Annotated in this window: 12 protein-coding genes and 1 pseudogene; 7 read left to right on the forward strand and 6 right to left on the reverse strand. The window is 72.2% G+C overall.

Translation table 11 applies throughout. The features are described from left to right. Window positions 1–826 (forward strand): annotated as a pseudogene (gene purH, locus Q0195_RS00150) (bifunctional phosphoribosylaminoimidazolecarboxamide formyltransferase/IMP cyclohydrolase); the annotation flags it as partial. Window positions 827–981: 155 nt separating this feature from the next. Here purH and Q0195_RS00155 read toward each other — a convergent pair. After that, on the reverse strand, window positions 982–2,253 hold the full coding sequence (locus tag Q0195_RS00155) for an FAD/NAD(P)-binding oxidoreductase (RefSeq protein WP_299272953.1): 1,272 nt from the start codon (window positions 2,251–2,253) through the stop codon (window positions 982–984). A 23-nt stretch (window positions 2,254–2,276) separates the two neighbouring features. Here Q0195_RS00155 and Q0195_RS00160 point away from each other — a divergent pair, with 23 nt between their 5' ends. The 4 genes from Q0195_RS00160 (at window position 2,277) to Q0195_RS00175 (ending at window position 6,284) form a co-directional block, all read left to right on the forward strand. After that, window positions 2,277–2,543, forward strand: coding sequence for a hypothetical protein (locus Q0195_RS00160; RefSeq protein WP_299272955.1), 267 nt, complete (start codon window positions 2,277–2,279; stop codon window positions 2,541–2,543). A 38-nt stretch (window positions 2,544–2,581) separates the two neighbouring features. Beyond that, a complete protein-coding gene (locus tag Q0195_RS00165; RefSeq protein WP_299272958.1) occupies window positions 2,582–3,913 on the forward strand; it encodes a hemolysin family protein in 1,332 nt (443 codons plus the stop codon). 143 nt (window positions 3,914–4,056) lie between these two features. Then, entirely contained in the window at window positions 4,057–5,274 is a 1,218-nt protein-coding gene (locus Q0195_RS00170) for an NADP-dependent isocitrate dehydrogenase (protein WP_299272961.1), read from the forward strand. A gap of 26 nt (window positions 5,275–5,300) precedes the next feature. After that, window positions 5,301–6,284 carry a malate dehydrogenase gene (locus Q0195_RS00175; protein WP_299272963.1) on the forward strand — a complete coding sequence of 328 codons (984 nt, stop codon included), beginning with the start codon at window positions 5,301–5,303 and terminating at the stop codon, window positions 6,282–6,284. Between the two features lie 121 nt (window positions 6,285–6,405). On the opposite strand, the gene Q0195_RS00180 is transcribed toward Q0195_RS00175, so the two are convergent. The 5 genes from Q0195_RS00180 to Q0195_RS00200 all read right to left on the reverse strand — a co-directional run bounded on the left by Q0195_RS00180 (window position 6,406) and on the right by Q0195_RS00200 (window position 11,741). Continuing rightward, a complete protein-coding gene (locus Q0195_RS00180; RefSeq protein ID WP_366518063.1) occupies window positions 6,406–6,984 on the reverse strand; it encodes a flavin reductase family protein in 579 nt (192 codons plus the stop codon). Between the two features lie 285 nt (window positions 6,985–7,269). Then, entirely contained in the window at window positions 7,270–8,178 is a 909-nt protein-coding gene (locus Q0195_RS00185; protein ID WP_299272965.1) for a carbohydrate ABC transporter permease, read from the reverse strand. A gap of 1 nt (window position 8,179) precedes the next feature. Next, window positions 8,180–9,082: a sugar ABC transporter permease gene (locus tag Q0195_RS00190; protein ID WP_299272968.1), complete on the reverse strand. Its 903-nt coding sequence runs from the start codon at window positions 9,080–9,082 to the stop codon at window positions 8,180–8,182. A gap of 70 nt (window positions 9,083–9,152) precedes the next feature. Then, the gene (locus Q0195_RS00195; RefSeq protein ID WP_299272971.1) at window positions 9,153–10,406 is read right to left on the reverse strand and encodes an ABC transporter substrate-binding protein; all 1,254 of its coding nucleotides are present in this window, start codon (window positions 10,404–10,406) and stop codon (window positions 9,153–9,155) included. A gap of 126 nt (window positions 10,407–10,532) precedes the next feature. After that, entirely contained in the window at window positions 10,533–11,741 is a 1,209-nt protein-coding gene (locus tag Q0195_RS00200) for an ROK family transcriptional regulator (protein ID WP_299272973.1), read from the reverse strand. Between the two features lie 132 nt (window positions 11,742–11,873). Between Q0195_RS00200 and purU the strand changes: the two genes are divergently transcribed. Further along, complete coding sequence (gene purU, locus Q0195_RS00205) at window positions 11,874–12,725, forward strand: formyltetrahydrofolate deformylase (RefSeq protein ID WP_299272976.1); 852 nt, start codon at window positions 11,874–11,876, stop codon at window positions 12,723–12,725. Between the two features lie 59 nt (window positions 12,726–12,784). After that, window positions 12,785–13,239, forward strand: a 455-nt coding sequence (locus tag Q0195_RS00210; protein WP_299272978.1) for a GNAT family N-acetyltransferase, incomplete at its 3' end; no start/stop codon positions are given.

The following is a 13,239-nucleotide window of genomic DNA, read 5'->3' on the forward strand; positions in this document are numbered from 1 at the left end:
CAAGGCGATGAGCTACAACAACTACGTCGACGCCGACGCCGCCTGGCGCGCCGCCCACGACCACACCGACCCCGCCGTCGCCATCATCAAGCACGCCAACCCGTGCGGCATCGCCGTCGGTGCCACCATCGCCGCCGCCCACGCGGCGGCGCACGCCTGCGACCCGGTCTCCGCGTTCGGGGGCGTCATCGCCGCCAACCGGCCGGTCACCGCCGAGGCCGCGGCCCAGATCGCGCCGGTGTTCACCGAGGTCGTCGTCGCTCCCGCCTTCGAGCCCGAGGCGGTGGAGATCCTCACCGCGAAGAAGAACATCCGCCTCCTCGTCGTGCCCGAGGCCGAGCGCGACGCGGTCGAGTCCCGGACGATCTCCGGCGGGATGCTCCTCCAGCGCACCGACCGGGTCGACGCCCCGGGGGACGACCCGGCGACGTGGACCCTGGCAGCCGGCGAGCCCGCCGACGACGCCACGCTCGCCGACCTCGTCTTCGCCTGGCGCTCGGTGCGTGCGGTGCGCTCCAACGCCATCCTCCTCGCCGCCGGCGGCGCGAGCGTCGGCGTGGGCATGGGGCAGGTCAACCGCGTCGACTCCTGCCGGCTGGCCGTCGAGCGCGCCAACACGCTGGGGGAGGGGGAGCGTGCGCGGGGCGCGGTCGCCGCGTCCGACGCGTTCTTCCCCTTCGCCGACGGGCTCCAGGTGCTCATCGACGCCGGGGTGCGCGCCGTCGTCCAGCCCGGCGGCTCCGTCCGCGACGAGGAGGTCATCGCCGCCGCGCAGGCCGCGGGCGTGACGATGTACCTCACCGGGACGCGCCACTTCTCCCACTGACCCACCGCAGCCCGGGAGCCCCTCCATTCCGTCGGTCACAGAACGTTCCCTCACGGACCGTGAACGGACGTTCTGCGACCGATCGACGGAAGGGGGCAGTGACGGGGGTGGGCGCCGGGGGGCGCCAGGCGATCAGGCGGCGTTGCCCGCGGTGGTCAGGTCGCGTGGAGCGCGCGGCGCAGCTGGGTGCCCGGGTCACGCGCAGCAGCGAGGTCGACCACCGGGTGCCGGGGGGCCGACAGCGCCCTGCGCAGCGGCCCGACGTCGCGCGGCCGGTCCACCGTGAAGCCCGCCCGCAGCCGCGGCGTCCCGGCGGCGTCCCGGGTGACGTAGAGCGCCGTCCACGGCCCCGCCCCGGGCTCGCCGCGGAGCACCACCTCGGCCCCCGGTGGGACCTGCCCCACGACGGTGAGCTCGTGCCCGAGCTGGGTGGAGAACACGTACGGCGCCGGGTCGGGCAGCTCACCCTCGGCGGTACCGAGCAGGTCGGCGACCAGCGCGGCCGGGTGGTTGAGCGCGCCGTCCCAGTGCGCGCCGGGCACGAGGCCGTCACGCGGGGAGTGCCGGTCCGCGCTGTCCCCGACCGCACGTACCGACGCCGGGCCGCCGTCGACCCGACCCGCGAGGTCCACCGGGACCGCTCCGCGTGAGGTGAGCGGCAGCGTGCCGGCGAGCCAGCCGGTGGCGGGCCGGACCCCGACCGCCGCGACGACGACGTCGGCGCCCACGGTGCCGCCCTCGGCGACCGTGACCCCGTCCGCGCCGACCCGGGTGACCAGCGCGTCGCAGCGCAGCTCGACACCGCGCGCGGTGTACCAGGGCACGAGGAGGCGGCCGACATCGAGGCCGAGGACGTGGCCCAGTGGCACCGGACCGCCCTCGAGCACCGTGACCCGTGCGCCCTGCTCCGCCGCCACCGTGGCCAGCTCCGCCCCGACCCAGCCGGCGCCGATGACGGCGACGTCCACCCCGGGACCGACCCGCGCCCGCAGCCGGGCGGCGTCGTCCGGGTCGTGCAGGGTTGCGACGCCGTCCCACCCCGGCACGACGACAGGGTCGGCCCCGGTGGCCACCACGACGACGTCGGCGGCCAGCTCCCGGGTGCTCGTGGGGCCGGTGACGGTGACCCGGGCACCGGTGTCGTCGGCCTCCAGCGCGACGGCCCGGTGGCCGGTGAGGAGGACGTCGGCGAGCTCGGCCAGGTCGCCGTACCCCTCATCCGCGAGCCAGAGCGGCTCGCTGCGGGTGAAGAGCTCCTTGGTCAGCGGCGGACGGTCGTAGGGCGGGCGGGTCTCGGCACCGACCACGGTGAGCCCACCGGTGAACCCCTGGGCGCGCAGCTCCGCGGCGGTCCGCAGCCCCGCCAGCCCGGTCCCCACGACGACCACCCGCGCCGGCGGGCGCGACGGGCGGGACGGCTGGCTCACGGGACCACGGTAACCTCGCTGGCGTGGAGACGAGTCACGGCAGGGGCAGGGCGGTCCTCGCCGTCGTCGTCGCCGGGGTCCTCCTCGTCGGCGCGACCGCGGTGCTCGTCGACGTCCCGACGGCCGCCTTCGTCCTCGCCGCGCTGTGCGCCGTGCTCGCCGCCGTGCGGGCCACCGACCGCCGCCCACCGGCGACCTTCCGGGCACGTTCGAAGACCTTCGACGTCACGGCGCTGGTCGTCGCCGCGCTCGTCCTCGCCGTGCTCGCCCCCGCGGGCAACCTCACCTAGCAGACGGCCGCCCGGGCGCGTCCTGCCACAATGAGCCGATGAACGACCTCGTCGTCGACATCGCCCTCGTCTTCCTCTTCGTGCTCGTCGGCGGCGTCTTCGCCGCCTCCGAGATCGCCCTGGTGTCGCTGCGCGAGAGCCAGGTGCGCGCCCTGGCGGAGCGGGGCGGTGCCGGCGCACGGGTGGCCCGCCTCGTCGGCGACTCCAACCGGTTCCTCTCCTCGGTGCAGATCGGCGTCACCCTCGCCGGGTTCTTCTCCGCCTCCTTCGGTGCCGCCCAGATCTCCCCGCAGGTCGCCCCGCTCCTCGAGCAGCTCGGGCTGGGCAGCGGACCGGCGAGCACCGTCGCGTTCGTGGGGATCACCGTCCTCATCTCCTACCTCTCGCTGGTCTTCGGCGAGCTCGTGCCCAAGCGGTTGGCGATGCAGAGCGCCGAGCGCTTCTCCCTGCTCGTCGCCACCCCGCTCGACTGGATCGCCACCGTCATGCGGCCGGTGATCTGGCTGCTCGGGGCGTCCACCGACCTCGTCATGCGGCTGCTCGGACGCGACCCGGACGCCCAGCGCGAGGAGATCGGGGCGGAGGAGCTGCGGGCGCTGGTCGCCGAGCACGAGTCGCTCGGCCCGGTGGAGCGGGAGATGGTCGTCGACCTGCTCACCGTGGGGGACCGGGGCGTGGAGGAGATCATGACCCCGCGCACCGAGGTCGAGTTCCTCGACGCCGACCTGCCGGTCGCGGAGGCGCAGGCCCGGGTGGCCCGCATGGAGCACTCCCGCTACCCGGTGCGCGGCCGGGACGACGACGACATCGTCGGCTTCGTCCACGTGCGCGACCTGCTCCAGGTGCGGCCCGAAGCCCGCGTGGTCCGTGACCTCGTGCGCCAGGTCCCGTTCTTCCCGACCGGCAAGCGGGTGCTCGCCGCGCTCACCGACCTGCGCGCGCTCAACGCCCACCTGGCCGTGGTGGTCGACGAGTACGGCGGCACCGACGGCATCGTCACCCTGGAGGACATCGTCGAGGAGTTCGTCGGCGAGATCGAGGACGAGTACGACCAGCCCGAGCCAGGGCAGACCGAGCCCGGGAGGGCGGCCGAGGTCGCCGGGCTGCTCGGGCGTGCGGAGGTGGCCAAGGTGCTGGACCGGGAGCTGCCCGACGGCCCCTTCGACACCCTCGCCGGCTTCGTCATGACCCGGTTGGGCCGCATGCCCGAGGTCGGCGACACCGTGGTGTGGGGGGACCTGGCGCTGACCGTGACCGCGCTCGACGGCCGGCGGATCGACCGGCTCCGGGTGACCAGCGCGGGCGCCGACGGCGCGCAGCACCCGGCCGCCGACGGCACCGACCCGGGGGTGTCCGGCCACCACCCGTGACCGGCGGCACGCCCGCGGCGCCCGCCGGCGCGACGCCTGCGGCGAATTATCTCGATGTCGAGTAATCTGGGGTGCGGCGCCGGGGCTCCGGTGCCCAGAAACGCCGAGACCGCCCCTACCGGGGCATGGGAGAGACGCACGCAATGGCGAAGATCAAGGTCACCAACCCGGTCGTCGAGCTTGACGGCGACGAGATGACGCGGATCATCTGGCAGTTCATCAAGGACCGCCTCATCCACCCGTACCTCGACATCGACCTCAAGTACTACGACCTGGGCATCCAGCACCGGGACGCGACGGATGACCAGGTGACCATCGACGCCGCGCACGCCATCCAGGAGCACGGCGTCGGGGTCAAGTGCGCGACCATCACCCCCGACGAGGCCCGGGTGGCCGAGTTCGGGCTGAAGAACATGTGGCGCTCGCCGAACGGCACGATCCGTAACATCCTCGGCGGCGTCATCTTCCGTGAGCCGATCATCATCTCCAACGTGCCCCGCCTCGTGCCGCACTGGACCAAGCCGATCGTCATCGGCCGTCACGCCCACGGCGACCAGTACAAGGCGCAGAACTTCAAGGTCCCGGGCCCGGGCACCGTGACGATCACCTACACCCCGGACGACGGCAGCCGGCCGATGGAGCTCGAGGTCGCCAAGTTCGGTGAGGACGGCGGCGTGGCGATGGGCATGTACAACTACAACAAGTCGATCGCCGACTTCGCCCGCGCCTCCTTCTCCTACGGCCTGCAGCGCGGCTACCCGGTCTACATGTCGACGAAGAACACGATCCTCAAGGCCTACGACGGCGCCTTCAAGGACATCTTCGCCGAGATCTACGAGACCGAGTTCAAGGAGCAGTTCGAGGCCGCCGGGCTCACCTACGAGCACCGCCTCATCGACGACATGGTCGCCGCCTCGCTCAAGTGGGAGGGCGGCTACGTCTGGGCGTGCAAGAACTACGACGGCGACGTCCAGTCCGACACCGTCGCCCAGGGCTTCGGCTCCCTCGGACTGATGACCTCGGTCCTCATGACCCCGGACGGCCGCACCGTCGAGGCCGAGGCCGCGCACGGCACCGTCACCCGCCACTACCGCCAGCACCAGGCGGGCAAGCCGACCTCGACCAACCCGATCGCCTCGATCTTCGCCTGGACCCGGGGCCTGGCCCACCGCGGCAAGCTCGACAACACCCCGGAGGTCACCGGCTTCGCCCAGACGCTGGAGGACGTCGTCATCAAGACCGTCGAGTCCGGCAAGATGACGAAGGACCTCGCGCTGCTCATCGGGCCGGACCAGGAGTGGCAGACCACCGAGGAGTTCCTCGCGTCGATCGACGAGAACCTCGCCGCCCGCCTGGCCTGACCCGTCTCGAAGGAGAGCACACGCCCATGAGCACCCAGCCCGTCAACGTCACCGTCACCGGGGCCGCCGGCCAGATCGGCTACGCCCTGCTCTTCCGCATCGCCTCCGGGCAGCTGCTCGGGCCCGACGTGCCCGTCAAGCTGCGGCTGCTGGAGATCCCGCAGGCGGTCAAGGCCGCCGAGGGCACCGCGATGGAGCTCGACGACTGCGCTTTCCCGCTGCTCGCCGGGGTCGACATCTTCGACACCCCGGAGGCCGGCTTCGACGGCGCCAACATCGCCCTGCTCGTCGGTGCCCGGCCCCGCACCGCGGGGATGGAGCGCGGTGACCTGCTGGAGGCCAACGGCGGGATCTTCGGGCCCCAGGGCAAGGCGATCAACGACCACGCCGCCTCCGACATCCGCGTGCTGGTGGTCGGCAACCCGGCCAACACCAACGCGCTCATCGCCCAGCAGCACGCGCCGGACGTCCCGGCCGAGCGCTTCAACGCGATGACCCGGCTGGACCACAACCGGGCGCTGAGCCAGCTGGCGCAGAAGACGGGCACGCCGGTGGACCAGATCGAGAACCTCACCATCTGGGGCAACCACTCCGCCACCCAGTACCCCGACGTCTTCCACGCCACCGTCGCCGGCCGGCCGGCGACCGAGCTGGTCGACGAGGCGTGGCTGAAGGACGAGTTCATCCCGACCGTCGCCAAGCGCGGCGCCGCCATCATCGACGCCCGCGGTGCGTCCTCGGCGGCCTCGGCCGCCAACGCGGCGATCGACCACGTCTACGACTGGGTCAACGGTACGGGCAGCTCGTGGACCTCCGCGGCGATCCCGTCCGACGGCTCCTACGGGGTGCCCCAGGGGCTCATCTCCTCCTTCCCGGTCCACTCCCGGGACGGGGTGTGGGAGATCGTCCAGGGCCTGGAGATCAACGAGTTCTCCCGCGAGCGGATCGACGCCTCCGTCGCCGAGCTCGTCTCCGAGCGCGACGCCGTGCGTGAGCTCGGCCTCATCTGAGTACTACCGGCGGGCCGGGAGGAGCTGCTCCTCCCGGCCCGCCGTCGTCTCTGCGCCCAGCGTTCGGGTGCGCGTGCACCGGCGGCGCCGACGCCGGCCCGGAGCAGCCCGCGACGGCCGCTCAGGCCTCGGCGGGGGAGTCCTCGGTGGGAGGAGAGCCCTCCGCCGCCACCGGGCCCGCGACCGCGGGGAAGGGGTGGTACGTGCGGTTCGCGTAGACGAGCGGCACCGGCCGCTCGCGCTGGTGGGCGAGGACGGCGCGCAGCGTCACGAGCAGGCTGTCACCCACCGGGATCCGGGCGTCGACCTCCGCCCGCAGCCAGGCCGCCGTGCCGTGGAGCACCGGCTCACCCGTGGGCAGCGGGCACCAGCGCACGCCGGCGAACCGGTCCACGCCGCGGCGCGCGAACTGCCGGGCGACCTCCTCCTGGTCGGCGGCGAGGAAGTTGACCACGAGCGACTCCGCCGCCTCCACGGCCGGCCGCGACGACGACGTCGCTGCCAGGGAGAAGGCGAGGAGCGGCGGGTCGGCGGACACGGAGATCACCGACGTCGCGGTGAAGCCCACCGGTCCCTCGGGGGAGCGCAGCGTGACCACCGCGACCCCTGCCGGGTGGTGGCGGAACACCTGCTTGAACTGCGCGGGCGTGACCCCTGCGGAGTCGTCGCGGACGGGCCGCGCCGGCTGCTCCACGCTCACGCCTCTCCTCCGCACACGTCCAGGGTCCCAGCACCCGGCCCGCGCAGCGCGCGGACGGGTCACCTCCGGTCTACCCCGCGCGGGCCCCGTCCGTCGCCCCGCGCGTCCCACCGTCTCGCCCGGTGGGACGCACCGGGCCCCCGACGACGCCCCGGGGGACGGCGGGCAGGGACGACGAGGGCCGCGGAGGGCGGAGGCTGGTGACGACGCCGGCCCGGCGGCGACGGGCCGCACGGGGGACGAGACGGCCCGGTCCCCCGGGGGTGCCGGGCCGTCATCGGCACCTCAGCCCTTGACCGAACCCGACATGAGGCCGCCGATGAAGTACTTGCCGAGCACGATGTACACCACGAGCGTGGGCAGCGAGGCGAACAGCGCGCCGGCCATCGAGACGCCGTAGTTCTGCAGCAGCGCCCCGTTGGCGAGGTTGTTCAGCGCCAGGGTCACCGGTCCGTTCGCGCTGGAGGAGAAGAACACCGCGAAGAGGAAGTCGTTCCACGCCGAGGTGAACTGCCAGATGAGCACGACGACGAAGCCCGGGGCGGAGACGGGGAGGATCACCGAGAAGTACGTGCGCAGCATCCCCGCACCGTCCACCCGGGCCGCCTCGATCATCTCCGCCGGCACCGACTGGTAGTAGTTCCGGAAGATCAGCGTGGTGATCGGGATGCCGTAGATGACGTGGAGGATGATCAGCGACGGGACACCGGAGGGGATGTTGGCGCTGAGCATGAGCTCCAGGAGCGGGATCATCACCGCCTGGTAGGGGATGAACATCCCGAAGAGGATGAGCGTGAAGACGATGTTCGCGCCGCGGAAGGACCACCGCGAGAGCACGAAGCCGTTCATCGACCCGAGCATCGCGGCGATGAGCGACGCCGGGACGACCATCTGCACGGTGCGCCAGAGCGAGGGGGCCAGCGCGTCCCACGCGGCGACCCAGTTCTCCGTCGTCCACTCCGTCGGCAGCGACCAGGCCCGCGCCGGGGAGGCGTCACCCGGGCCCTTGAAGCTCGTGACGAACAGGACGTAGACGGGGACGAGGACGACGAGGAGGAAGAACAGCAGCAGGGCGTAGCGCACGGTCCGCCCGACGGTGAAGCCGCCGCCGCGCGGCTTGCGCGTGGGGATCGGCTCGGGGGCGCTGCCGGCCGAGACCGGGGGCACGGGCAGGGTTGCGGACGTCGACGTCATGTCAGCCCCTCTCCGACCGGGCGTTGTGGATGAGGTAGGGCACGATGACCACGGCGACGATGAGGAGGAGGATCGCCCCCACGGCGGCGCTGTTCGCGTAGTCGAAGCTCGACTTGTACACGTACATGTCGATCGCCGGCACCTTGGTCTGGTAGTTGGCCGGCTTGGAGATCGACATGATGAGGTCGAACGACTTCAGCGACATGTGCCCGATGATGACGAGCGCGCTGAGCACCACCGGGGACAGCTGCGGGAAGAGCACGTGCCGGTAGAGCTTCCACTCCGAGGCGCCGTCCATCCGGCCCGCCTCGCGCAGCTCCTCGGGGATGCCGCGGAAGCCGGCGAGGAAGAGCGCCATGACGTAGCCCGACAGCTGCCAGATCGCCGGCAGCGCGATGGCGACGATGCCCCAGGTGACGTTGTTCCACCACGGGTTCTGCAGGAAGTCCAGACCGATGATCTGGAAGAGCCGGTTCAGGCCGCTGGCGGACTCGCCCTGGTTGGAGTTGAGCAGCCAGCGCCACACGACGCCGGAGGCGACGAACGACACGGCCATCGGGAAGAGGTAGACCGACCGGAAGATCCCCTCACCCCGCAGCGGCTTGTCCAGCAGCCAGGCCCACAGGAAGCCCAGCACCATCGTCCCGACGAGGAACACCACCGTGTAGAGCAGGAGGTTCTTCAGCGAGTGCTGGAAGGCCTCGCTACCGAGCAGGGTGAGGTAGTTGTCCAGCCCCACGAAGCTCACGGGGGTCTGGCCGGTGGCCTGCGGCGCGGTGTGGTTGTCGGTCATCGACGTCCGGACGTTGACGGCGATGAGCCCGTAGACGAAGACCGCGACGAGCACCATGGAGGGGGCCAGCAGCAGGACGGGCGGGCCCCACCTGCGGACGGACCGGGTCAACGCTTCACCTCCGAGAAGTAGGGGACCGGGGCGGTGCGGGCCGGCGTTGCCCGGCCCGCACCGCCGCGGGTCAGCGTGCGGTGGCCGCGGCCAGCTCGCTCTGGAAGGTCGCCAGGTCCGAGGCGCCGGCGGTGTACTTGCTCGTCGCGTCGGAGACGGCGTTGAGCACCGCGATCGGGCTCGCCGCACCGTGGGCCAGCGACGGGACGATGGTGTCCCGGGCGTAGGACTCGATGGCGGTCTGCTGGTACTCGGAGAACTCCGCCGGGTCGGCGTCGGTGCGGGCGGGGATGGAGCCCTTCGCCTTGTTGAAAGCGGTCTGTCCCTCGAGGGAGCCGACCGTCTCGAGCCAGGCCTTGGCGCCGTCCGGGTTGGGGGCGCCGACCGGCAGGGTGAAGGAGTCGGCCAGGAAGCCGAACTGGTCCTGGGAGCCCGGCACCGGGAAGTGGACGTACTCGGCCTCCTGCTCCTCGAAGGCCGCCACGGCCCAGTCGCCCATGACGTTGTACGCGGCCGAGCCGTCGATGACCATCTGGGTGGCCTCGGGCCAGTCGAGGCCGTCACGGTCGGTGTTGGTGAAGGCCATGAGAGTCTCGAAGGTCTCCAGGGCGGAGGTCACCTCGGCACCCTCCCAGTCGGTGGAGCCGTCCCACAGGCCGATGTAGGCGTCGGCGCCGAGCTCGGACATGAGCACGGTCTCCAGCAGGTGGACCTGGGTCCAGGTCGTGGCCACCGACAGCGGGGTGACGCCGGCGTCCTGGACGGTCTCCAGCTGGTCGATCCACTCGTCCATCGACGCCGGGGGCGCGCTCGGGTCGATGCCGGCCTCCTCGAGCACGGTGGGGTTGGCCCACACGACGTTGGAGCGGTGGATGTTCGACGGGATGGAGTAGATGGCGCCGTCCACGGTCACCAGGTCGATGAGGTCCTGGGGGAAGACGTCGGTGAGGCCGAACTCCTCGTAGAGGTCGGAGACGTCCTCGAGCTGGCCGGCCTCGATGTAGTCCTTGAGCTCCTCGCCGGCGTGGCCCTGGAAGGTGTCCGGCGGGTCGTTGGCCTGGAGGCGGGACTGCAGCAGGTCCTTCGCCGCCGAGCCGGCACCACCGGCCACGGCGCCGTTGACGAACTCGATGTCCGGGTGCTGCTCGTTGAACACCTCGACCATGGCGTCCAGCCCGAGCTTCTCCGAGCCGGAGGCCCACCAGGTGAAGACCTCGACCCGGTTGCCGCCGCCCTCACCACCGCCGCCGTCGTCGTCGCCCGAACCGCCGCCACAGGCGGCCAGGGTGAGGCTCGCTGCTGCGACTGCAGCGACCACTGTCATCCGTCGCATTGTCACTCCTTGGAAAACTGCGTTGTCTCCGGGCCGAGACGGCGTCGCGGCCGTTGGGGCCGGCGGGGGACCGGGCCCGTGGATGGACTAATTCTTGCGTCAGGAAGGTGACGTTCGTCAACTTCCAAGAGAAAGTGACACCGTTTCGTGATGCTCCGCCTCGACGGCGGTGCGGGCTGCGAGGGCGATCGCGCCGACGAGCTCGGAGCGGTTGTCCAGCGCCGCCGGACGTACGTCGACCACGTTGCCGTTGGCCGGGATGGAGCTGCGCACGACGGTGTCGCGGACCGCGTCGAGGAACGGGGATCCGGCGGCGACGAGGGGGCCGCCGACGACGATGACCGCGGGGTTGAGGATGTTGCACATGACGGCGAGCCCGCGGCCGACGGCGCGGCCGACGTCGGTGATGGCCCGCAGGCACGCCCGGTTGCCGCGCTCGGCCAGCCGCAGGACCTCGTGGAGGTCGATCTCCTCCCCGAGCGTGGGGGAGAGCATGGCCAGCAGGCTGGGCACCGAGGCGACCGTCTCCAGGCACCCCCGGCTCCCGCAGCGGCACACCGCCCCCTCCGGCTCGATCGGGGTGTGCCCCAGCTCGCCCGCCGTGCCGCCCGCGCCGCGGTGCAGCCGCCCGCCCAGGAGCAGCCCGGAGCCGATCCCGGTGGAGACCTTGACGTAGATGGCGTCGGTGCAGCCGCGGGCCGCACCGTGCCGCCACTCGCCGAGGATGCCGAGGTTGGCGTCGTTGTCGATGGACACCGGGACCCGCAGGTGGGTGCCGAGCACCGAGACGATGTCGTAGCCCACCCACTCCGGCAGGATCGAGCCGGTCGCGATGAGCCGTGAGTCCTCCTCGATCGGGCCGGGCAGCCCGACCCCGACGGCGCGCAGGTCGGTGGGGGTGTGGCCGGTGCGCTCGAGCAGCTCGTCGATGTAGTCCTGGACCACGCGGGTGGTGTGCTCGCGGTCCTGGCCGGCCGGCACCGGGACGTACTCCTCGGCCAGCACCGACTCGTCGCGGCGCGCGACGGCGACCCGGGCGTGCCGCCGTCCGATGTCGACGCCGACGATGACCCCGGGCGGCGTCGCGAGCCGCAGCAGCCGCGCGGGTCGGCCGCGCTGCCGCCGGGTGCTCGCCGGAGCCTCCTCCACGAGGTCGGCAGCGATGAGGTCGGCGACGACGCTCGACGCCGTGGTCGGGGACACGCGCAGCTCCCGGGCCAGGTCCGCCCGGGAGAGCGCCCCGTGGGCACGCAGGAGCGCCAGCGCCGCGCGCCGGTTGGCCTCACGGAGCCGGTGCGCCCCGCGAGGGGTCCGAGGACCGCCCATGGTCACCCCTTATCTTCACTGAATGGTCTAAATATGGGTCGCTGACCCGTATTTCGTCAACCGCCTGCAGATGACGATCCGGTGACGGTTCGCGCCGCCGTCCTACCCGCGGGTTCGGCTAGCCTCGGGCGCGTGATCCGCGACCAGCACCTCGTCCTGTCCCTGTCCTGCCCCGACCGACCCGGCATCGTGCGTGCCGTCGCCGGGCTGCTGGCCGACCACGGCGGGAACATCACCGAGTCCCAGCAGTTCGGTGACGCCTCGACGGGGCTGTTCTTCATGCGTGTCCAGGTCGAGGTCGGCGAGTCCCGCGAGCGGCTGGAGGAGTCGCTGGCCCGGCTCGCCGACGAGTTCAAGATGACCTGGCAGCTCGACGTCGTCGGCCGCCGGATGCGCACGCTCATCCTCGTCTCCAAGGCCGGCCACTGCCTCAGCGACCTCGGCTACCGGGAGCGCAGCGACCGCCTCCCCATCGAGGTCGTCGGCGTCGTGTCCAACCATCGCGACCTCGAGCCGATGGCCGAGTTCTACGGCTACCCCTTCCACCACATCCCGGTGACGCCCGAGACCAAGCCCGCCGCCGAGGCGCGGCTGCTCGAGCTCGTCGAGGAGCACGACGTCGAGCTCGTCGTGCTCGCCCGCTACATGCAGGTGCTCTCCGACGACCTGTGCAGCCGCCTCGAGGGACGGGTCATCAACATCCACCACTCCTTCCTCCCCAGCTTCAAGGGCGCCCGGCCCTACGCCCAGGCGCACAGCCGCGGGGTCAAGCTCATCGGCGCCACCGCCCACTACGTCACCGCCGAGCTCGACGAGGGCCCGATCATCGAGCAGGACGTCGAGCGGGTGGACCACAGCGACGACGTGCGCGAGATGGTCGCGCTGGGGGAGGACGTCGAGCGGCGGGTGCTGGCCCGCGCGGTGCGCTGGCACGCCGAGCACCGGGTGCTGCGCGACGGCCGCCGCACCGTCGTCTTCCGCTGAGCGCGGATCGCGGCGTGGACGTTGCTGCTCCGACCCCGCCGCGGTGCGAGGATGACGCCATGGACGACGTGCGCATCGATGTGGTCGACGACACGGCCGCCGGCGAGCTGCTGACGGTCAGGCGGGCGGCCTTCGTCACCGAGGCCCAGCTCTACGGTGACCCGAACATCCCGGCCCTGACCCAGACCCTCGCCGAGCTGCGGGCCGACCTGCAGCGGCCGGAGGTCGTCACCCTCGGTGCGTGGCGCGGCCCCCGTCTCGTCGGCTCCATCCGGGTCGAGCTCGAGGGGGAGCGCGCCAACCTCGGCCGGCTCGCCGTCGTCCCCGACCTCCAGGGCCAGGGCATCGGCACCCGGCTGCTCATGGCCGTCCTGGAGTACCTGCCCGAGCAGACCAAGGAGGTCTGGGTGTTCACCGGGCAGGACTCCAAGCAGAACCTGTCCATGTACGCCAAGCACGGCTACGAGCACCAGTACGACCAGCACACCGGCGACCTCACCTACGCCTACCTGCG

Source organism: uncultured Georgenia sp. (genome assembly GCF_937958535.1).
Taxonomy (GTDB): domain Bacteria; phylum Actinomycetota; class Actinomycetes; order Actinomycetales; family Actinomycetaceae; genus Oceanitalea.